This is a genomic window from Rugamonas fusca (genome assembly GCF_014042365.1).
Lineage (GTDB): Bacteria > Pseudomonadota > Gammaproteobacteria > Burkholderiales > Burkholderiaceae_D > Rugamonas > Rugamonas fusca.
In genome coordinates, this window is record NZ_JACEZS010000006.1 from 1 (window position 1) to 19728 (window position 19728).

Consider the following 19728-nt stretch of genomic DNA (forward strand, 5'->3'; position numbering starts at 1 on the left):
GTTTTTCTGGGGCGGCCGATGCCGCCAGGGCAACCGGCGCTGCCGCCGGCTTGCTTGATCCTGATGGGTGACTGGTGCGATGCTTCGCAACCAAGTACTGAGAAAACGGGCGCGACAAGCGTTTGCGGCTAAGGCAGGCAAGAAATTGCGCCTCGATAAAATCGAGGCGCCGGGACAGTATTATCGACTTGACGCTGGTTGGCTAATGGGTGACCCCGCGTTTCCCTTTTCCGGCGGCAAGCAGGGATGAAACGCAGGGGTGAAACTTAAGGGAGACGCATTACAATACGCGGCCAACCATCCCTTCAACAAGGTCACATGAAAACCATCCTGCTTCCTGTGGTACTGGCAGTTGCCGCATCGGCCGTATCCGCCGCGCCGGCCAACGTCGCCGAACTCAATAAAATGACGGCCCGCTTCGCGCCGGTTGAACTGAAGGCTGACACGTCGGCCCTGTCGGCCGGCGACCGTAAGGCCATCGCCAAGCTGGTCGAAGCGGCCAAGATCGTCGACGTGCTGCAACTGCGCCAGCGCTGGGCGTCCAACGAGGCGCTGTGGGCCGCGCTGCAAAAGGACACCAGCGCGCTGGGCAAGGCGCGCCTGGACTACTTCTGGCTCAACAAGGGCCCGTGGTCCATCATCGACGGCAACGCCGCGTTCCTGCCGGCGCAACTGGCTGGCGTCTCCATTCCCGCCACCAAGCCGGCGGCGGCCAACTTCTATCCGGCCGGCGCCAGCAAGCAGGCGCTGGAAACGTGGATCAACGGCCTGCCTGCCGCCGACAAGGAGCAGGCCCAGTGGTTCTACACCGTGATCCGCCAGGGCGCGGATGGGCAGTTCAAGACCGTCAAGTACGCCGATGAATACAAGCCGGAATTGACCCGCCTGGCCATGCTGCTGAAGGAGGCGGCCGACGCCACCGATAACGCGTCGCTGAAAAAATTCCTCGGCCTGCGCGCTGCGGCGCTGCTGTCGAACGATTACCTGGCCTCCGATTTCGCGTGGATGGATCTCGATTCGCCGGTGGATGTGACCATCGGCCCCTACGAGACCTACAACGACGAACTGTTCGGCTACAAGGCCGCGTTTGAAGCCTACGTGAATATCCGCGACCAGAAGGAAACGCAGAAGCTGAACTTCTTCGCCAAGCACATGCAGGAACTGGAGGACAACCTGCCGCTGGACGCGCAATACCGCAACCCCAAGGTCGGCGCGCTGGCGCCGATGGTGGTGGTGAACGAGGTGTATGGCGCCGGCGACGGTAACATGGGCGTGCAGACGGCCGCCTACAACCTGCCCAACGACGAGCGCATCATCAGCCAGCGCGGCTCCAAGCGCGTGATGCTGAAGAACGTGCAGGAAGCAAAATTCAAGTCCACGCTGACGCCGATCTCGAAGCTGGTGCTCAAGCCGGCCGACCAGAAGGACGTGGATTTCGATTCCTTCTTCACCCACATCCTGGCGCACGAGATCACCCACGGCCTGGGCCCGCACATCACCCACGTCAACGGCGTCGCGTCCACGCCGCGCCAGGACTTGAAGGCTGCCTATTCCACCATCGAGGAAGCGAAGGCCGACATCACCGGCCTGTACGCGCTGGCCTACATGATGGACAAGGGCCAGCTGGCCGGCGCGCTGGGGCAGGGTGAGGCGGCCGAGCGCAAGCTGTACACGACCTTCCTGGCGTCGGGCTTCCGCACGCTGCATTTCGGCCTGACCGATTCGCATGCGCGCGGCATGGCGATCCAGATCAACTATCTGCTCGACAAGGGCGGCTTCGTGTCGCATGGCGACGGCACGTTCGCGGTGGACTTCAAGAAGATCAAACAGGCGGTGGCAGATCTTGACCGCGAGTTCCTCACCATCGAAGCGACGGGCGACTATGCGCGCGCCCAGGCCATGATGACCAAGTACGTCGTGATCCGCCCCGACGTGCAGAAGGCGCTCGACAAGATGAAGTCCGTGCCCAACGATATCCGGCCGTCGTTCCCGACGGCGCAAGCCTTGCTGGGCAAGTAAGCCTGGCGCGCATCACCGCGCAAGCGTACCGGCTTGATTGCCGGTACGCCTTTCCCTGACATAAAGTCATTCCAATTTTTCTACGTAGAAAAATACCTTTCGCAAGGTAAATTTTCGCGTGGCCGACATGCTAGAGTCCGACTCAGGAATCTCGCCATGTTCAAGTCCCCCTTATCCCTGTTGCTGTTGTTGCCAGGCCTGGCAGGCGCGGCCCAGCTGACCGAGCTGGAAACGCGCTGGCTGACGGCTGGCCTGCCCGTGCTCAGCTACGCCAAGCAGGAGCTGGGCTTGCCGCTCGATATCACCGTGCAGCCGCAGGCCGGACCGAACGATGTGCCGCTGGCGCTCGGTTACGAGGATGGCCGTTGCAAGCTGGTCTTGTCCCTGCGCGGCAACCCCGCCGCCGAGAGCGTGCTCGACGGCGTGCCCGACAGCCGGCGCGCCATCCTGATCGAAGCCATGACGGCGCACGAGATCGGCCACTGCTGGCGCTATGTCCATCATCAATGGCATGAGCTGCCGGCCGGTTTCGTCGAACTGGGCCAGCAGCGCGCCAGTTCGGCCGATCTGCTGGAACAGGCCCGCGTGCAGCGTGCCACGCAGCGCGAGGAGGGCTATGCCGACCTGCTGGCCCTGTCCTGGACAGCGCGCAACCATCCGGCCCAGTACGGGCAGGTGTACCGCTGGATGCGCCAGGTGCGCCAACCGGCGGCCGGCGGTTCCCACGACACCACGGCCTGGCTGCAACTGGCGGCCGACCGTGTCGTGTTTTCTTCCTCCGCTCCCATGTTCGAGCAGGTGTCCATGCTGTGGAGCAAAGGTTTGCTGGGTCGCGATTGATCCACCACAAACGCCGCGTTGTTCCTTAGCCTATTTGCCGCGAATTCCCGGATTGTGTTCGTTCTCGCACAGAGTAGCGGCTGTCGCGAGGATTTAATCTGCATGTCAACCATTGATAAGGAACACACCATGAACAAGCTTATCTTCATCATGCTGGCGGGTTTCGCCAGCGCCAGTTTCGCCGCCGAGCCGGCCACGCCCGCCGCCACCACGCCCCACATGGATAACGTGGCCTACAAGCAGATGATGGACAAGGCGGCCGCCGACTACAAGACGGCCAGGGCGCAATGCGACGCGCAGTCGGGCAACGCCAAGGATATCTGCATCCAGCAAGCCAAGGCTACGCGCGCGCACTCCGAATCGGACGCCGTGGTGCAGTACAAGAACGACAAGCGCTCCGTGCGCAAGGCGGAGATCGCCGTGGCCGACGCGGAATATGACCTGGCCAAGGCCAAGTGCGCCGACATGACCGGCACGGAAAAGCGCAATTGCGTGAACACGGCCAAGGCCGCGCAGACGGCGGCCATCGCCGACGCCAAGGCCGAGAAGCATGCGGCCGACGTGGCGCAGACGGGTGAGGATTGCAACACCATGACGGGCACGGCCAAGGCGTCCTGCCTGACCCGCACCAAGTCCGACATGGCCGGCACGGCGGTGGCCGATTCCGTCATCACCACCAAGGTCAAGGCTGAACTACTCAAGGAACCGAACCTGAAGTCGCTGGACGTGCACGTGGAAACCAACCAGGGCGTGGTCAGCCTGAGCGGCTTCGTGCCGTCGCAGACGGAAGTGGACAAGGCGGTGGAAGTGGCGCGCAATGTGAAGGGCGTGACCCAGGTGCAGAGCGCGCTGCGCATCGATAAGAACGAGCGCAAGTAAAACGCGGGGCGGGAGCGGGCGGGCCGTCGCAAGTGGCCCGCACCGCCGGTGCTGGCGGGGGGGGCGGATCAGGCCATGGCCAGCAGCGCGATATTGGTGACCAGGCCGGCGCCCCAGATCAGGCTGCGCAGCGTGCCGATGTTGGCCAGGTAGGCCGCCACGTAGGCGATGCGGATGCCGATGAAGCTCAATGCCAGCAGGTCGATGCGGCCCTGGTCGGCATGTGCCTGCTGCGCCAGGATGACGGCGGCGATGAACAAGGGCAGCGCTTCGAAGCCGTTGTTCTGCGCCGCGTAGGCGCGCGCCTGCCAGCCCGTCAGTTTGGCTTCCCAGTCGCGCGGATGGTTGTTGTCGTAGCGGGCCTTGCGGTCCGGCAGGCTCAGCGAGGCCGCCTTGGCCAGGCCCATCGTCACCACCGGCAGCATGCAGGCGCCCAGGATCGTCCAGTTTGCAATAGTCATTTTGTCTCCTTGCTTGGTAATGAAATAAATCGTTTATCGCGTTTTATCGCTTATTTCAGGTATTTGGCCAGCCAGCCGTGTACTTCGCTGTAGAAGTAGCGGCTGTTTTCGCCTTTCATGATCCAGTGGTTCTCGTCCGGGAACACCAGCAGCTTGCTGGGCACGTTCAGTCGTTGCTGGGTGGCGAAGTTCATCAGCGCGTTGTTGGCCGGCACGCGGTAGTCGAGCTCGCCCACGGAAATGAGGATGGGGGTGAGAAAGCCCGTGCCCTTGTCGTGATTGCCCGCTTGCATGATGGGGCTTTGCTCACGCCATACGGGCAAGTCGCTCCACACGGGGCCGCCGCTGTTGGTTTCGCGGTTGTGGATGCTGTCGCTGGTGCCCCACTGCATCACCAGGTCCATCTCGCCCGCGTGCGATACGATGGCCTTGTAGCGCGTGGTGGTAGCCTGCAGCCAGTTGGCCAGGTGGCCGCCGTAGCTGGCGCCGCCGGCGGCCAGCTTGGCGCCATCGATATAGCCATATTGTTGGATGGCCACATCGACCGCCTGGTTCAACTCGTCGGCCGGCCCTTTGAGCGGGTCGAACTGGATGGCGCGCGCGAATTCCTCGCCGTAGCCGGTCGAGCCCTTGTAGTCCGTCAGCAGCACCACGTAGCCGGGCTGGGCCAGCAGGTGGTAGTTCCAGCGCAGCACGAACTGGTCGCGCCACATATTGGCCGCGCCGCCGTGGATGACGGCGAACAGCGGGTATTTCTTGTGCGGGTCGAAGCCGGGCGGCTTGACCAGCATGTTGTGGATCTGGCGCCCGTCGGCGGCCTGGAACCAGAAGTGCTCGGGCGGCTGCCAGTCGATGGTGGCCGCGCGCGCCGTGTTGAAGTCCGTCAGGCGCTTGGGCTGGGCGCCATTGAAGGCCACCACTTCCGGCGGGTTGACGGACGATTCCCACACCCCCACCAGCGCCTTGCCGCCCGCGCCCAGCGCGTTGATGGCGCCGGTGGCTGGCGACGGTTCGTCGCGCACGGCGCCGCCGTCGTAGGCCATCGAGTGCAGCTGTTCCAGGCCCGCGTGTTCGTAGCTGAAGTAGATGCGTTTGGCCCCGTCGGGCAGGGCGTAGCGCGAGAGGGAGCGGTCCAGGCCAGCCGTGAGGATGGTGGGCTGGGCCTTGCCCACGGGCCAGGGCAGGCTGGCCAGGCGCGTCAGGTCGTACACCTTGCCCTTGGTTTCCGCTTCCGTCAGGCAGAACAGGGTCTTGCCGTCCGGTGCGAACTGCATGGCGTGGTAGCTGTGCGCGTCCGAGGTGAGCGCTTGCGGCTCGCCGCCGGCCAGGGCGACGGCGTACAGTTGGGTGATGGTGGGCGTGCTGGCCGCGTCCAGGCGGTTGGTGGCGGCCGCGAACACGACGGCTTTGCCGTCCGGTGTCCACAGCGCGGCCAGCGACTGGCCATCGTCACCCTGGGCGCCGCCGAAGCCGGGCAGGGCGGCCAGCTTGCTGCCGGCCAGCAGGTCGTGCGCCACGGCGCCGGGCTGGGCATCCATCACGAACAGGCGCACTTGCTTGTCGTCGAGCCAGCGGTCGAAATAGCGGGGCGGGAACGATTCGTAGGCGCGCGCGCTGCTCTTGCGTTCCTTGCGTTCCTTGGCCGATTGCTTGACGTCGGCCTCGCTGGCGTTGCCGGGGAAGATATCGCTGGTGAACAGCAATTGCTTGCCGTCCGGGCTCCACTTGGGCTGGCGCGCGCCCAGCGTCAGCATGGTCAGGCGCTGGGCTTCGCCGCCGGCCGCCACGTCCAGCCGGTAGAGCTGGCTGGCTTCGTCGCCGTCGCGCTTGGCCGTGAACACCAGCTGGCGGCTGTCGGGCGACCAGCTGACGCCGCCTTCACTGCCCTTGCTGAACGTGAGCCGGCGCGCTGGCGTGTCGTCCGTCAGCGATTTGATCCACAGGTCCGACCACTGTTCCTTGCTGTCGTAGGCCGGGTCGGTGACGGAGAACACGACCCATTTGCCGTCCGGGCTGGGTACGGGCGCGCCCACCCGTTTCATCAGCCACACATCTTCGTGCGTGATGGCGTGCCTGGCGGTGGCTGGAATCGCGCCGGGCGCGGCGCTGGCGGGGGCGGCGAAGGCTGCGGCCAGCAGCAGGGCCAGTAGGGGCTGGCGGAAACGGGAAGGCAGCATGGGTGTCACTTGAAAGGCAGGCAAACGTTGATAGTGGCCAAATCTTACGTTGCTGTCAATCAAGTTCCAGCACGAGCGTGCGGATAACGCCCGGCGGGCAGGGCTAGGGCGTGACCGGGCCGTCCCAGCGGTGCAGCATGCGTTCCAGTTCGCCCGACTTGTCGAGCCGTGTCAGCGCGTGTTGCACGCGGGCCACTGTGTCACGGTCCACGTGCTTGCCCAGGACCAGGTAGAGGTGGTTGCTGGCCAACACCACCGGCAAGATCCTGACCTTGTCGGCCGCGCCGGCCCGCGCCAGGAACGCTTGCAGGCCCGGCGTGCGGTGCAGGAACAGCCGGGCGCGTCCAGCGATCAGTTTTTGCAGGTTCATGGGCGGGCTGGCCGAGCGCGCATCCACGTTCAGTCCGCCCACTTCTTCCAGGATCTGCACGCTGGCGAAACCACGGTTGGCCAGCACCACCGCCTCCGGCCCCAGGTGACGCACATCGTCCCAGTTGTTGATGACGACGGGATCGTCGGCGCGCGCCATCAGCATGTAGTTGATGGGGAATAGTGCCGGCTCCAGGAAGATGAATTTGTTTTCCCGCTCCACCGTGCGTTGCACGCCGCAAGCCGCATCCTGCTCGCCCCGGGCCAGTTCCGTGTACACGCGCACCAGCGGCATCCAGTGTTGGTCACCCTTGAACGTGAGGCCGGGGTCCAGCTTTTCGATGGCGCGCAGGATATCGACGCACAGCCCCACCACGGCGCCACCGCGGGCGACGAATTTCGGTTCCGTTCCTTCCTGGGCCGCCACGCGCAACGTGACGGCGGCGGCCTTGCCGCCGGGCCAGGCGCCGCACAGCAGCGGCAGGAGCAAACACAGCAGGCGCAAGCACGTCGTCATGGTGGCCGAGTCCGTGAGAGGGGCGGGCGGTGCTGGCGGCGGGCCGCACCGTTTGCGGGCCAGTGTACTCCCAAAGCGGTCCGAAGGCTTCCACTTCGGCAAGTGAAGTAATTAAACATAAATTACGAAAATATAAGTATTTTTTTAACAGCAATGTTATATTTATGTTCACATCACGCAGGTCGTCCGGGATGCACTCAGGTGGCGGCGGCGTGCGGGTGGAACACGACAGGGATGCACTTTTCAACCAATAAATCGACAAACAGAGGTCTTAACGTGATTCAGTCCAAAACCTTGCAACTGGCCGGTGTACTGGCCGCCGCGCTGTTCGCCACGGGCGCGCAGGCCAACAATGCCGCGCTCCTGACGCCCCTGACGGGCAATACCTCGTCGCCGGCCGACTGGCGTTTTTTGCCGGGCCAGAGCTTCAACGGCGTGGCCGGTGCGCTCGACGGCGTGGCCCGTTTGAGCTTCAGTAACGCCGAAGGCAACTGGGCCTGTTCCGGCTCGCTGCTGGCCGGCGGCCAGTATGTGCTGACGGCGGCCCACTGCGCCGATGATTTCCGTACCATGAAGGTCGACTTCGGCTGGGCCGGCGGCAAGGCGAAAGAGTCGCGCACGGTGGCCGTGTCGGATGCGTTCGTGCACCCGCAATGGCACGGCGAGCGCAATTCGCTGGACGCCGGTTCCGACGTCGCCCTGCTGAAGCTGAACAGCGCCGTGACGGACATCAAAGGCTATCACCTGAGCACGACCAACGACGTGGGTAAGGACTACCTGATGGCCGGTTATGGCACCACCACGGTGGCCGGTTCCAGCCAGGATCCGGACTGGGGCGACCATAATTATGGTCACTATGGTTACAACACCTTCGATGTTACCAGCGATACCTTCAACAAGGTGGGCGACCAGTACACGGGCTGGGGCTATGACCCCAACTACTACAAACCCGGCACGACCTACATGAGCGACTACGACGACGGCACGGCCGACAAGAACACGCTGGGCCGCATCGCCGACGTGACGGGCCATCAATGGAGCAGTGGCCTGGGCCACGGCGCCAATGAAGCCTTGATCGCCGGCGGCGATTCGGGTGGCGGCGACTTCGTGTGGAATGGTACGGAATGGCTGCTGTCGGGCGTGCACTCGTGGGGCTGGCAAGGCAGCAGCGCCTGCTCGTACTTCGGCCTGGGCAATTGCGATTCGAGCGACCAGAATTCGTCGAGCTTCGGCGACCTGTCCGGTTCCACTGCCACCTATTCGCACATCGGCTGGATCAACCAGGTGACGGCCGTGCCGGAACCGGAAGCCTACGCCATGATGCTGGCCGGCCTGCTGGTGACGGGCGCTGTGGCGCGCCGCCGCCGACAGGGCTGATCGCCAGCGGCAAGTCGCCGCTACCGTTAGTCAGCATGTGCATTGTCAAGCCGCTCAGTGAAAACTGAGCGGCTTTTGTATACTTTACAAGGCATTTTCAGCGATACTTGCTTTTTTGACTCTCTTACAGGTATTTCAATGCGTTATCTCCCCGTAATATGTATTGTTTCGCTGCTGGCCGCGTGCGGCGGCGGTGGTGGCGGTGGCAGTGCTGGTAACGCCGGGGCGACTGGGGCGGTGACGTCGCCGGCTATGGTTGTCAGTCCCGGTAGCATCAATCTGGGCGTATACCCCGGCGATACCGCGTTCGTGGGTCTGGACGGGGCGCTGGCACCGTCGATTACAGATGCTGTCTACACCAAGATGGTCGATGCAGGAAGAACATTCGGTCATATGGAATTCGGCAATCAATACAATCACGGCGATGGCGGCTACGGTGGCCGCCTGGAAATCGATCCTGGGCTGGCGGTCGGCCATCATACTGGCAAGGTGGAGCTGCATCTGTGCCGCGACGCGAATTGCGGCTCGGAATATCCCGGATCGCCGGTATTTCTGCCTTACGATGTCGAGGTGCGCCAAGGCGAAAACCTGACGCCACTCAGCGCTTGGCCCGGTGTGCCGGACTGGGGCACTTACCACGGAAACAATGCGCAAACCGGCTACGTGCCGGTGACGTTGGACGTGACCAAATTCAGCCAACGTTGGCGCTGGTCCGCGGCCGGCAATTCGCAACTGACCGCCGCCACGATTGCCAACGGCAAGGTATATGTTGGCGCTGGCAGCAAACTGTATGCGCTCAGCGAGCGGGACGCTTCGGTGCTCTGGTCGCGCGATTTCACCACACCCGAATACCTGACCGTGAGCGCGCCAGCGGTAGCTAACGGCCAGGTGTATGCCATGCTTGGAGAGCGTACTTCGACCGCGACGATGTACAGTTTCGACGCTGCGACGGGCAGCCAGTTGTGGGCCGGCCCCAGCGGCTCGTATGATGACCGGCTCTATGCACCCATCGTCGTCGGAGGTTTGGTGTTGAGCAATGCGAGCACGAGCGCGCTGCAGGCGTTCAGCACGATCAACGGTACTTCGCCATGGAAGCTTCCTGGCACTTCCGAACTTTGGTCGCCGGCATCGGACGGCAAATATGTCTATACCTACGGCAGTGATTACGCAGGCAAGTTCGGCATGCTGTTGGTGACGGATCCGGCGACGGGGCATGTCGTCAAGAACATCCAGGATGCCCGCTTCCGGGACTTCGCCCACCAGTTGTCGAGTGCGCCGGTCTTGGGCGCGCCAGGCTCGGTATTCGCCGTGAACGTGGGGGGAGCTAATTCAATCGATAGGAACCAGCTGGTCAACTTCGACGTCGCCGGCGGTAAAATCAAATGGGCGTTGGACGGCCGATACGACTCGACCCCGGCCTATGCCCATGGCGTGGTTTATGTGTTCAACCACGAACCGTTCCAGCTGGAGGCGAGGGCGGAGGCCGATGGCGCCTTGCTGTGGAGCTGGGTACCGCCATTGTCCGATTTTGGGGCAGGCGACGCCAACGAAATCCTGTTAACCAACAATCTGCTGTTTGCGCGCATGAGCGATCGTACGGTTGCGGTGGATCTGAGCACGCACAAGGAGGTGTGGAACCTGTCGCGACCGGGAGTACGATCGGGGACGCTGGCCTTGTCCGCCAATGGCGTGCTCTATATCACTGGCGATTCCTTGATGATTGCGGTGAATGTGAAGTAAGAGCCATCCAAAGGCGGGCGATGGCCTCGCCGCTCAGCCAGGACTGAGCGGCATTTCTTTTGCTTAAACAAAGCCGGCGATCGCCAACAAACAAAAAAGCCCACGAACCGGAATTCGTGGGCTTTTCTGATGCATTCGTGGTAGGCCGTGCGGGATTCGAACCTGCGACCAACGGATTAAAAGTCCGCTGCTCTACCAGCTGAGCTAACGACCCGAAAGAGGCCGTATTATATACAGCCGGCGGGAAACTGCAAAGGGTTTTTTCTTCAATCAATAATTCGATGGCCGCGCTCGATGCCCAGCGCTCAGCTCAGCGACGACGTCACTTTCAGCACTTCCTCGGCGCTCGTCACGCCTTCCCGGATCTTCATGGCGCCGGCGATGCGCAGCGGCTTCATGCCGTCGGCCACGCTCTGGCGGCGCAGCGCCTGGATATCCGTTTCCTCCCGCACCAGCTTGCCGAAATCATCGGTCACCGTCAGCAGCTCGTAGATGCCGGTGCGGCCCCGGTAACCCGTCTGGCGGCACTCGGGACAGCCGACCGGGCGGTAGATGGTGGCCGGCTTGGGCAGGTTCCACGCGCCGCCGATGCTGTTCCACAGTTCATCACTGAGTTCGCCATCGGGCGCCTTGCAGTCCGGGCACAAGGTGCGCACCAGGCGCTGGGCCATGATGCCGATCAGCGTCGCTTCCAGCAGATAGTAGGGCACGCCCAGTTCCAGCAGGCGCATCACGGCCGATGGTGCGTCGTTGGTGTGCAGCGTGGACAGCACCAGGTGGCCCGTCAGCGCGGCCTGGATCGCCATCTCGGCCGTGGCCAGGTCGCGGATCTCGCCCACCATGATGATGTCCGGGTCTTGCCGCATCAGCGCCCGCACGCCATCGGCGAACGACAGGTCGATGCCGGGCTGCACCTGCATCTGGTTGAACGACGGCTCCACCATCTCGATCGGGTCTTCCACCGTGCACACGTTCACTTCGGACGTGGCCAGCGCCTTGAGCGTGGTGTACAGCGTGGTGGTCTTGCCAGACCCGGTCGGGCCGGTGACGAGGATGATGCCGTGCGGGCGGCTGGTGAGCGCATCCCAGCGCGCCGCGTCGTCGGGCGGGAAGCCCAGTTCGGGCAAAGTCTTGACCACCACTTCCGGGTCGAAGATACGCATCACCAGCTTTTCGCCAAATGCCGTGGGCAACGTCGAGAGGCGCAGCTCGATTTCCTGGCCGCCGGCCGTGCGGGTCTTGATGCGGCCATCCTGGGGGCGGCGCTTTTCGATCACGTCCATGCGCCCGAGCAGCTTGATGCGGGCCGTCATGGCGATCATCACCACGGCCGGCACCTGGTACACCTGGTGCAGCACGCCATCGATGCGGAACCGTATCGTGCCCAGGTCGCGCTTGGGTTCCAGGTGGATGTCGGAGGCGCGCTGCTCGAAGGCGTATTGCCACAGCCAGTCGACGATGTTGATCACGTGCTGGTCGTTGGCGTCGACCTGCTTGTTCATCTTGCCCAGTTCGACCAGCTGCTCGAAGTTGTTGCGCAGCGCCAGGTCCTGGCCGGTGGATTTATTGGCCTTCTTGATTGACTTGGCCAGGCTGAAGAACTGCGAAATGTATTGGGTGATGTCGAGCGGATTGGCGATCACGCGCCGCACGGTGCGGCGCGCCACCTTGGCGATCTCCGGTTCCCATTCCAGGGCGAACGGGTCGGCCGTGGCCACCACCAGCGTGTCGTGGGTCAGCTCGACAGGCAGGATGTTGAAGCGCGCCGCGTAGCTGGCCGACATCACGTCGGCCACCTTGGTGAAATCGATCTTGAGCGGGTCGATGCGGATGAAGGGCAGCGACACGCGGCGCGCCAGCCATTCCGTGAGCAGGTCCAGCGTCATCAGCTTGTGCGGCGCCGTGGCCGACAGCAGCTTGCAGTGGGCCACGGCGCACAGCGGGTGCATGGCGCCGGCCGTGTTCTTCAGGATGCCCTGGGCTTGCGCATAGTTGGCCTTGACGTGGGCCTTCTCGACCATGCCGTCGGCCAGCAGCCAGGTGAAGATCTGCTGCAGGTCCAGCACCCGCTGGCTGGGCATGGGCGCGGCTGGATTTGCGGGGCTTGCTGAAGTTGCGGACATCGTCACGGCCACTTTCATAAAGACGCGGCACGCCGCGCGGGATGCGGATTATTTGGCTGCGGCCAGACCCTTGACCCAGGACTTGGCCGGCAGCTTGGTGGCGGCCACGATCTGGGCGGCGCGCTCGGCCAGCGCGGCGAGGTCGATGGCACGTGCGCGCTTGAAGGCGATCGCGACCACGTTACCATCATGCACCTGGGGCAGGCAAACCACTTGTTCAAAGGCGAATTTCATCGCTTTCAGATTGCGCGCGTAGCTGGGATGGTCGCCAAACAGGTTGACGGTCATGATGCCGTCCTCGTTCAGGCAGGCGCAGCAGGCCTGGTAGAACTCGGCCGTGTCGAGCACCGGGCCCTTGGCTGTGGCGTCGTACAGGTCCACTTGCAGGACGTCCAGCGTGTCGTGGCGCTGCGCGTCGTGCACGAAGTCGAGCGCGTCCATTTCCAGCACGGCCAGCCGCGCGTCGTTGGGCGGCAGCTTGAACATGGAGGCGCAGATGGCGATCACGGCCGGGTTCAGTTCCACGGCCGTCACCTGGGCGTCCGGAAACTGTTTGTAACAATATTTAGTGAGCGCGCCGGTGCCCAGGCCCAGCTGGGCGATGGCGCGTGGCTGCGCCAGCCACAACATCCAGCTCATCATCTGCTGCGCATATTCCAGTTCCGGCCAGTCTGGCTTGCGGATGCGCATGGCCCCTTGCACCCATTCCGTGCCGAAGTGCAGGTAGCGCACGCCATCCTGCTCCGACAGGGTGACGGGCGCATATTTGACCTTGCGGGCAGGGCGGGAGGATTCTTCTTTTTCGATGGATTTTCGTTTGATCAGCATGGGGCGGGTGTGGCGGGAAGTGAACAGCCATTATCCCGCGAGGACTTACCGCAAGGCAAGCGGCGCGCGGGGCAAGGACGGGTGCCCAAAACAAAACTGCCGGCCACGTGGGGCCGGCAGTGGAGGGCGGGGCAGTCGCGGATCAGCGCTGGGCCGGCTCCAGGTTCACGTGCAGACGCACGCGCTCGCCCGGGTCGTACGACATTTGGCTGGTGTAAGTATGGCCGCGGTAGTCGTAGGTCACTTCATAGCCGCTGGTACGCGATTCCCAATGGTCCACCGTGCGGCATTGCTTGACAGCCTGCTCCGTGACGGGGCCGTTCTGGGGCTGGTTGGCGTTGTCGATGCGGTCGCCCGTGACGGCGCCAGCGATGGCGCCGGCGGCCGTGGCCACCGAGCGGCCCGTGCCGCCGCCCACCTGGTTACCGGCCAAGCCGCCGATCAGGCCGCCAATGATGGCACCGCCCACGCTGCGCTGGGGTGCCGGTTGCTGGACTTGCACATATTCCGTGCGGCATTCCTGGCGCGGACGGTTGATTTGTTCCACTTGCGGCGTGACGCGCACGACACGGCCGAAATCTTCAAAATCGGCGGCCTGGGCAAATGGCAGGGCGGTCAGGCAAAGTGCCGATGCGATCAGTTTGGATGGCAGTTTCATTGTTATACCTCGTGTCTGTTTTGGATAAGGAATATCGGCGCTTGGCTAATGGTCCGATATTGCATGGATGTATGGTAATCCCAGTGTAACTGCCCCACTCGCGCTTATGGCAACAATTTGTAACAGCAACAACTGTTGCGATCGTGGAGTAAAAACGGGGCCGTCAGTAGGGGAATCTTGCTGAAAACATCTATAAAATGGCTTAAAAATGTTCTGCTTTTAACAAAACTTGCGTTAGGCATCACATTCGTGTTGATTCACGCGGAACAACACGTTACCCTAATATGTGTATGGGATTAGATTGACGGATAGAAACGTGGATCTCTCCTGGCAAGCGCATTGACCCGTTTGCCGCGAGCTGTGTAACGGTATTTATGACCGGATATAACAATATGCACGACATCATGAACGCACCCTACATACCAGGTCGAATTGAGGGAAAAATGAGTTTGTTAATGACCGTGCCGCCCAACCTTGTCCAGTCCATCCGCGCGTTTCGCGTGCTGGAACTGCAGGACGAGGCCGTCCGTCTCGGGCAGCATTTTTTGTACGCGCACTGTCTGGCCGGCCAAACCAAGCAACAGGTTTGCGGCATTATTGCAGAATCGTTCCAGTTTCCTAAAGGCGTGGGCAAGAATTTCGATGGCCTGCGCGAAACGCTGACCGACACCATGCACAAGGCCGGTCCCCAGACGGGCTTCCTGGTGGTGCTGGAGCAATTGCCCAACACGCAGAAATTCGACAAGGAAGCGCGTGAAACGTTGCTGGACGTATTCCGCGATGCGGCCGATTACTGGGCCGAGAAGAAAGTGCCATTCCGGGTCTTCTACTCGTTCGAGTAAGCCCGCCATCCCCCGGTTGCTGTGACCGGGCGAGCCCCCTTGAGCCGTGCTGCGCCGCAGCATCGGAACCCCCGTCGCCCGCCGTTTTCTTGGTCCGACCCGCGCGAGCAGGTACAATGCTGCCTATGAAAAACATCGTCATCCTTATTTCTGGCCGCGGCAGCAACATGGAAGCCGTGGTGCGGGCGGCCCGCGACCAGCAATGGCCGGCCCGCATCGCCGCCGTCATCAGCAACCGTGCCGACGCGGCCGGCCTCGTGTTCGCGGCCAGCCACGGCATCGCCACCGCCGTCGTGCCCAATAAAGACTACGCCACCCGCGCCGAGTTCGACGCGGCCCTGCAAAGCGTGATCGATGGCTATGCGCCCGACCTGGTGGTGCTGGCCGGCTTCATGCGTATCCTTACGCCGGCGTTCGTCGAGCACTACGCCGGGCGCATGCTCAACATTCATCCTTCGCTGCTGCCAGCCTTCCCCGGCCTGGCCACGCACGCGCAGGCGCTGGCGGCCGGCGTGCCCGAGCATGGCGCGACGGTGCATTTCGTGACGGCCGAACTGGACCACGGCCCCATGGTGGCGCAGGCCGCCGTGCCCGTGCTGCCCGACGACACGGTCGACACCTTGTCGGCCCGCGTCTTGAAACAGGAACATGAACTGTATCCACGCGCGATACGCTGGTTCGTCGAAGACCGGCTCACCATCGAAGACGGCAAGGTCCTGGTCGACCACACCCCACGTACTGAATAACAACCAAGGAATTCCATGAGATTGCCACCAGCGATACTCGCCAATGCTGAAGAAGTGTTGCGCGAGATTTTGCGCTTTACCGCGCCGGCCGACACCACCCTGTCGCGCTACTTCAAGGACCACCCGCGCCTGGGCGGCCGCGAGCGCGGCGCCATCGCCGAATGCGTGTACAACGTGCTGCGCAACAAATCGTTCTTCACTGATTTCTCCGAAGCGGGCGGCGGCCCCACCATGCGCCGTTTGACGCTGCTGGGCATGGCCGACGCTGTCGGCATCGCCTCGATGGGCGGCCTGTCCGAAGACGAAGTGCAGTGGCTCGAGCGCGTGACCCAGATCGACCGCAAGCTGATGCACAAGTCCATGCGCTCCAACATGCCCAAGTGGCTGTTCGACAAGCTGGTCGAGCAGTGCGGCGAGGAAGAAACCCTGCAACTGGCCGACGCCATGAACACCCCGGCCCCGCTGGACTTGCGCGTGAACTCGCTCAAGGCCAACCGCGACGACGTGATGGCCGAGCTGGCCCAGGCGCCGATCCGCAGCACGCCCACGCCGTACGCGCCGCTGGGCCTGCGCATCGTGCAAAAGCCCGCGCTGCAAAACCTGCCGTTGTTCAAGAGCGGCGCCATCGAAGTGCAGGACGAGGGCAGCCAGATCCTGTCGCAGATCGTGGGCGCCAAGCGTGGCGAGATGGTGGTGGACTTCTGCGCCGGCGCGGGCGGCAAGACGCTGGCGCTGGGCGCCATCATGCGCAACACGGGCCGCCTGTATGCGTTCGACGTGTCCGAAAAGCGCCTGGCCAAGCTCAAGCCGCGCATGGCCCGCAGCGGCCTGTCGAACGTGCACCCGGTGCAGATCGCGCACGAGCGTGACGCCAAGATCAAGCGCCTGGCCGGCAAGATCGACCGCGTGCTGGTGGACGCGCCGTGCTCGGGCCTGGGCACCTTGCGCCGCAATCCGGACGTCAAGTGGCGCCAGCAGCCCGGTGCCATCGCGGAATTGCAGGTCAAGCAGGCATCGATCCTGGACGGCGCCGCGCGCCTGGTCAAGGGCGGTGGCCGGCTGGTATACGCCACCTGCAGTTTCCTCAATGAAGAAAACGATTTCATCGCGCAACAGTTCCTGGCCGCCCACCCCGACTTTGAGCTGGTGCCGATGAACCAGGTGCTGGCCGAACAGAAAATTCCGTTGGAAATGGGCGACTACCTGAAACTGTTGCCGCACAAGCACCAGACCGATGGCTTCTTCGCCGCCGTGTTCGAGCGCAAGCCGATGGCCAAGGTCGCCAAGCCCGCCGAAACCGAAGCCGACGACGCCCAGGCATAACCAGCAGCAAAATCGGGGACGTACCCCGATTTATCTGTGCGGCAATAATGGCACGGGGACGTAGCGCGAGAGTTGCAGTGTCGCAATATCGTGTTACGTCCCCGATTTTTCTGGCGGGGAATATCGTGTTACGTCCCCGATTTTTTCTTGTTTTCGACCTGCAATGAATCAATTACCGCTCGCTAACCTGATCGCCGGCCTGACTGACGACCTGACCGATCCCAGCCTGCTGTGGCAATTGAGTGCCATCGGCTTGTCCGTGGCCCTGGGCTGGGGGCTGGCCGCGCTGCTGCGGCGCCGCTTCGGGCGCAGCGGCCAGGCCGGGGTGATGCAGTTCGGAGTGGAGAGTTTTGGCCGCGTGCTGGGGCCGCTGTTGACCATTTGCCTGCTGGGCCTGTCGCGCGCCGTGCTGTCGCGCGCGCACCATGTGAACCTGCTCAAGATGGGCATGGCCATCTTTGGCGCGCTGGTGGTGATCCGGTTCACCTTCTTCTTGCTGCGCCGCGTGTTCGCGCGCCGCGGGCAGGTGGGCGCGGCCATGCTGATGTTCGAGAAAGTGTTCCAGTTGCTGGTCTGGCTGGCTTTCGTGCTCTACATCACGGGCCTGTGGGTCGATATCTTCGATTTCCTTGACGATACCGTGCTGCCGCTCGGTAAGCACAAGGTGTCCATCCTGGCCATCTTGCAAGCGGCCGTGTCGGTACTGTTGCTGCAGATGCTGGCGCTGTGGGCCGGCGCGGCGCTGGAGGAGCGGCTGATGCACGTGCCCGGCCTGCACACCAACTTGCGCGTGGTGCTGTCGCGCACGGGCCGCGCCATCCTGCTCGTGGTGGCCGTGCTGGTGAGCCTGTCGCTGGTGGGGATCGACCTGACGGTGCTGTCCGTGTTCAGCGGCGCGCTGGGCGTGGGGCTGGGCCTGGGCTTGCAAAAGATCGCCAGCAACTACGTATCGGGTTTCGTGATCCTGCTGGACCGCAGCCTGACCATCGGTGACATGATCACGGTGGACAAATACAGTGGCCGCGTGACCCAGATCAACACGCGCTACACGGTGCTGCAAGGGCTGGATGGGGTGGAGTCCATCGTGCCGAACGAAATGCTGGTGTCGGGTGCCGTGCAGAATTCCTCGCTGACCAACAATATGCTGTGGCTGTCGACCAAGGTCTCGGTCGCCTACGACACGGACCTCGATCCCGTGTTGAAATTGCTGGAGGAGGCCGCGTCCACGGTGGCCCGCGTGTCGAAGGAAAAGCTGCCGTCGGCCCAATTGCTCAGCTTCGGCGCGGACGGCCTGGACCTGCAACTGGGATTCTGGATCCACGATCCGGAAAATGGCCGGGGCGGCGTGATCTCCGATGTCAACCGGGCAATCTGGAAAGCCTTGAAAGAGAACAATATCTCCGTGCCGTTCCCGCAACGGGAAATGCGTATCCTCGGCGACAAGCCGCTGCCGGCATCCGTTGCTCTGCCTAAAAAATAATCAGCCTTTGGGGCGATGGTTCCGCAAAATACCAGCGTTTCATCGTACAATGGTGATTAAAATCAAGAATATCGGCTCTCCCGCGCGCGGGAGCGACCGGATAGCGATCCCCACTTTGGAGCAGGAATGAATTTGAGCTTACCCGCAGTACTGGACTTTTTGGCTAACGGCGTCACCCGACTCACCGCATGGCAAGTGTTTTTCTATACCCTGGCTGTCACCCACATCACCATCGCCAGCGTCACCATTTATCTGCACCGCCATCAGGCGCACCGCGCGCTGGAATTGCACGCCATCCCCAGCCACTTCTTCCGTTTCTGGCTGTGGCTGACGACGGGCCAGGTGACCAAGGAATGGGCCGCCATCCACCGCAAGCACCACGCCAAGTGCGACACCGAGGAAGATCCGCACAGCCCCGTTACCCGTGGCATCAAGAAAGTGTTTTGGGAAGGCGCCGAGCTGTATCGCGCTGAATCGAAGAACATGGAAACCATGGAGAAGTATGGCCATGGTACGCCGACCGACTGGATCGAGCGCAACCTGTACACCAAGTACAGCTGGCAAGGCGTGGCCGCGCTGCTGGTGCTGAACTTCATGCTGTTCGGCGTGATCGGCATTACCGTGTGGGCCGTGCAGATGATGTGGATTCCCGTGATGGCCGCTGGCGTCATCAACGGCATCGGCCACTACTGGGGCTACCGCAACTATGAGTGCTCGGACGCGGCGACCAATATCTTCCCGTTCGGCATCCTGATCGGCGGCGAGGAACTGCACAACAACCACCACACCTTCGCCACCTCGGCCAAGCTGTCGTCCAAGTGGTACGAGCTTGACATCGGCTGGCTGTACATCCGCACGCTGGAAAAAATGGGCCTGGCCAAGGTCAAGAAGCTGGCGCCGGCACCGAAATTCGCCTCGGGCAAGCTGGAAGCGGACTTCGACACGCTGCAATCGGTGATCACCAACCGCTACGACGTGATGGCCAAGTATGCCAAGTCCGTCAAGCACGCGTGGAAGGAAGAGCTGGCCCACCTGAAGGACAAGGCGCAGCTGGAAGCGCGTTTCCTGAAATCGTCGCGCAAGCTGTTGCAGCGCGAGCCGGGCAAGCTGGCCGAGCAGCAGCAACAGCAGTTGAGCGAGCTGTTCCAGCACAGCAAGGCGCTGGAAACCATGCACAACATGCGCGTGGAACTGGGCGCGATCTGGGAGCGCTCGCACTTCACGCGCGACCAGCTGCTGCACAAGCTGCAGGACTGGTGCGCGCGCGCGGAAGCGTCCGGCATCAAGTCGCTGCAGGATTTCTCGCTGCGCCTGCGCAGCTACGCATGATCAGCTTGAGTTGAAACATG

At 62.9% G+C, this 19728-nt stretch carries 16 protein-coding genes and 1 tRNA gene; 10 read left to right on the plus strand and 7 right to left on the minus strand.

Annotation, left to right across the window (positions count from 1 at the left end; translation table 11 throughout):
* Nucleotides 1-318: 318 nt before the first annotated feature.
* From H3H36_RS08605 to H3H36_RS08615, 3 genes are all read left to right on the plus strand, one after another.
* A complete protein-coding gene (locus tag H3H36_RS08605; protein ID WP_182216321.1) occupies nucleotides 319-2019 on the plus strand; it encodes a DUF8614 domain-containing protein in 1701 nt (566 codons plus the stop codon).
* 156 nt (nucleotides 2020-2175) lie between these two features.
* A complete protein-coding gene (locus H3H36_RS08610) occupies nucleotides 2176-2859 on the plus strand; it encodes a hypothetical protein (RefSeq protein WP_182216323.1) in 684 nt (227 codons plus the stop codon).
* A gap of 129 nt (nucleotides 2860-2988) precedes the next feature.
* Nucleotides 2989-3738: a BON domain-containing protein gene (locus H3H36_RS08615; RefSeq protein ID WP_182216325.1), complete on the plus strand. Its 750-nt coding sequence runs from the start codon at nucleotides 2989-2991 to the stop codon at nucleotides 3736-3738.
* A 68-nt stretch (nucleotides 3739-3806) separates the two neighbouring features.
* On the opposite strand, the gene H3H36_RS08620 is transcribed toward H3H36_RS08615, so the two are convergent.
* The 3 genes from H3H36_RS08620 to H3H36_RS08630 all read right to left on the minus strand — a co-directional run bounded on the left by H3H36_RS08620 (nucleotide 3807) and on the right by H3H36_RS08630 (nucleotide 7262).
* A complete protein-coding gene (locus H3H36_RS08620; RefSeq protein ID WP_182216327.1) occupies nucleotides 3807-4199 on the minus strand; it encodes an MAPEG family protein in 393 nt (130 codons plus the stop codon).
* A 50-nt stretch (nucleotides 4200-4249) separates the two neighbouring features.
* Nucleotides 4250-6376 (minus strand): alpha/beta hydrolase family protein, encoded by a 2127-nt coding sequence (locus H3H36_RS08625; protein WP_182216329.1) that lies wholly within the window; start codon nucleotides 6374-6376, stop codon nucleotides 4250-4252.
* 103 nt (nucleotides 6377-6479) lie between these two features.
* The gene (locus H3H36_RS08630; protein ID WP_182216332.1) at nucleotides 6480-7262 is read right to left on the minus strand and encodes a substrate-binding periplasmic protein; all 783 of its coding nucleotides are present in this window, start codon (nucleotides 7260-7262) and stop codon (nucleotides 6480-6482) included.
* A 276-nt stretch (nucleotides 7263-7538) separates the two neighbouring features.
* Between H3H36_RS08630 and H3H36_RS08635 the strand changes: the two genes are divergently transcribed.
* A complete protein-coding gene (locus H3H36_RS08635) occupies nucleotides 7539-8639 on the plus strand; it encodes a trypsin-like serine protease (protein ID WP_311196612.1) in 1101 nt (366 codons plus the stop codon).
* 138 nt (nucleotides 8640-8777) lie between these two features.
* The gene (locus H3H36_RS08640; protein WP_182216337.1) at nucleotides 8778-10379 is read left to right on the plus strand and encodes a PQQ-binding-like beta-propeller repeat protein; all 1602 of its coding nucleotides are present in this window, start codon (nucleotides 8778-8780) and stop codon (nucleotides 10377-10379) included.
* Between the two features lie 138 nt (nucleotides 10380-10517).
* Here H3H36_RS08640 and H3H36_RS08645 read toward each other — a convergent pair.
* From H3H36_RS08645 to H3H36_RS08660, 4 genes are all read right to left on the minus strand, one after another.
* A tRNA-Lys gene (locus H3H36_RS08645) sits at nucleotides 10518-10593 on the minus strand.
* A gap of 91 nt (nucleotides 10594-10684) precedes the next feature.
* Complete coding sequence (gene tfpB / locus H3H36_RS08650; protein ID WP_182216710.1) at nucleotides 10685-12502, minus strand: type IV pilus assembly ATPase TfpB; 1818 nt, start codon at nucleotides 12500-12502, stop codon at nucleotides 10685-10687.
* A gap of 48 nt (nucleotides 12503-12550) precedes the next feature.
* Nucleotides 12551-13330, minus strand: a complete 780-nt coding sequence (locus H3H36_RS08655; protein ID WP_182216339.1) for a spermine/spermidine synthase domain-containing protein — start codon at nucleotides 13328-13330, stop codon at nucleotides 12551-12553.
* 142 nt (nucleotides 13331-13472) lie between these two features.
* The gene (locus H3H36_RS08660; protein ID WP_182216341.1) at nucleotides 13473-13988 is read right to left on the minus strand and encodes a glycine zipper 2TM domain-containing protein; all 516 of its coding nucleotides are present in this window, start codon (nucleotides 13986-13988) and stop codon (nucleotides 13473-13475) included.
* 443 nt (nucleotides 13989-14431) lie between these two features.
* On the opposite strand from H3H36_RS08660, the gene H3H36_RS08665 reads away from it, so the two are divergent.
* The 5 genes from H3H36_RS08665 to H3H36_RS08685 all read left to right on the plus strand — a co-directional run bounded on the left by H3H36_RS08665 (nucleotide 14432) and on the right by H3H36_RS08685 (nucleotide 19708).
* Nucleotides 14432-14830: a barstar family protein gene (locus tag H3H36_RS08665; RefSeq protein ID WP_182216713.1), complete on the plus strand. Its 399-nt coding sequence runs from the start codon at nucleotides 14432-14434 to the stop codon at nucleotides 14828-14830.
* A gap of 125 nt (nucleotides 14831-14955) precedes the next feature.
* Nucleotides 14956-15576, plus strand: a complete 621-nt coding sequence (gene purN, locus H3H36_RS08670) for a phosphoribosylglycinamide formyltransferase (RefSeq protein ID WP_182216715.1) — start codon at nucleotides 14956-14958, stop codon at nucleotides 15574-15576.
* Between the two features lie 15 nt (nucleotides 15577-15591).
* Nucleotides 15592-16899, plus strand: a complete 1308-nt coding sequence (locus tag H3H36_RS08675) for an RsmB/NOP family class I SAM-dependent RNA methyltransferase (protein ID WP_182216344.1) — start codon at nucleotides 15592-15594, stop codon at nucleotides 16897-16899.
* A 163-nt stretch (nucleotides 16900-17062) separates the two neighbouring features.
* Entirely contained in the window at nucleotides 17063-18379 is a 1317-nt protein-coding gene (locus H3H36_RS08680; protein ID WP_182216346.1) for a mechanosensitive ion channel family protein, read from the plus strand.
* A gap of 126 nt (nucleotides 18380-18505) precedes the next feature.
* The gene (locus H3H36_RS08685) at nucleotides 18506-19708 is read left to right on the plus strand and encodes a DesA family fatty acid desaturase (RefSeq protein WP_182216348.1); all 1203 of its coding nucleotides are present in this window, start codon (nucleotides 18506-18508) and stop codon (nucleotides 19706-19708) included.
* The last annotated feature ends 20 nt before the right edge of the window (nucleotides 19709-19728 follow it).

Coding starts and splice junctions, on each gene's coding strand:
- H3H36_RS08610 (WP_182216323.1), top strand. CDS start 2,176: ATGTTCAAGTCCCCCTTATCCCTGTTGCTGTTGTTGCCAGGCCTGGCA.
- H3H36_RS08620 (WP_182216327.1), bottom strand. CDS start 4,199: ATGACTATTGCAAACTGGACGATCCTGGGCGCCTGCATGCTGCCGGTG.
- H3H36_RS08675 (WP_182216344.1), top strand. CDS start 15,592: ATGAGATTGCCACCAGCGATACTCGCCAATGCTGAAGAAGTGTTGCGC.
- H3H36_RS08655 (WP_182216339.1), bottom strand. CDS start 13,330: ATGCTGATCAAACGAAAATCCATCGAAAAAGAAGAATCCTCCCGCCCT.
- H3H36_RS08665 (WP_182216713.1), top strand. CDS start 14,432: ATGAGTTTGTTAATGACCGTGCCGCCCAACCTTGTCCAGTCCATCCGC.
- H3H36_RS08685 (WP_182216348.1), top strand. CDS start 18,506: ATGAATTTGAGCTTACCCGCAGTACTGGACTTTTTGGCTAACGGCGTC.
- purN (WP_182216715.1), top strand. CDS start 14,956: ATGAAAAACATCGTCATCCTTATTTCTGGCCGCGGCAGCAACATGGAA.
- H3H36_RS08640 (WP_182216337.1), top strand. CDS start 8,778: ATGCGTTATCTCCCCGTAATATGTATTGTTTCGCTGCTGGCCGCGTGC.
- H3H36_RS08660 (WP_182216341.1), bottom strand. CDS start 13,988: ATGAAACTGCCATCCAAACTGATCGCATCGGCACTTTGCCTGACCGCC.
- H3H36_RS08680 (WP_182216346.1), top strand. CDS start 17,063: ATGAATCAATTACCGCTCGCTAACCTGATCGCCGGCCTGACTGACGAC.
- tfpB (WP_182216710.1), bottom strand. CDS start 12,502: ATGTCCGCAACTTCAGCAAGCCCCGCAAATCCAGCCGCGCCCATGCCC.
- H3H36_RS08605 (WP_182216321.1), top strand. CDS start 319: ATGAAAACCATCCTGCTTCCTGTGGTACTGGCAGTTGCCGCATCGGCC.
- H3H36_RS08615 (WP_182216325.1), top strand. CDS start 2,989: ATGAACAAGCTTATCTTCATCATGCTGGCGGGTTTCGCCAGCGCCAGT.
- H3H36_RS08630 (WP_182216332.1), bottom strand. CDS start 7,262: ATGACGACGTGCTTGCGCCTGCTGTGTTTGCTCCTGCCGCTGCTGTGC.
- H3H36_RS08625 (WP_182216329.1), bottom strand. CDS start 6,376: ATGCTGCCTTCCCGTTTCCGCCAGCCCCTACTGGCCCTGCTGCTGGCC.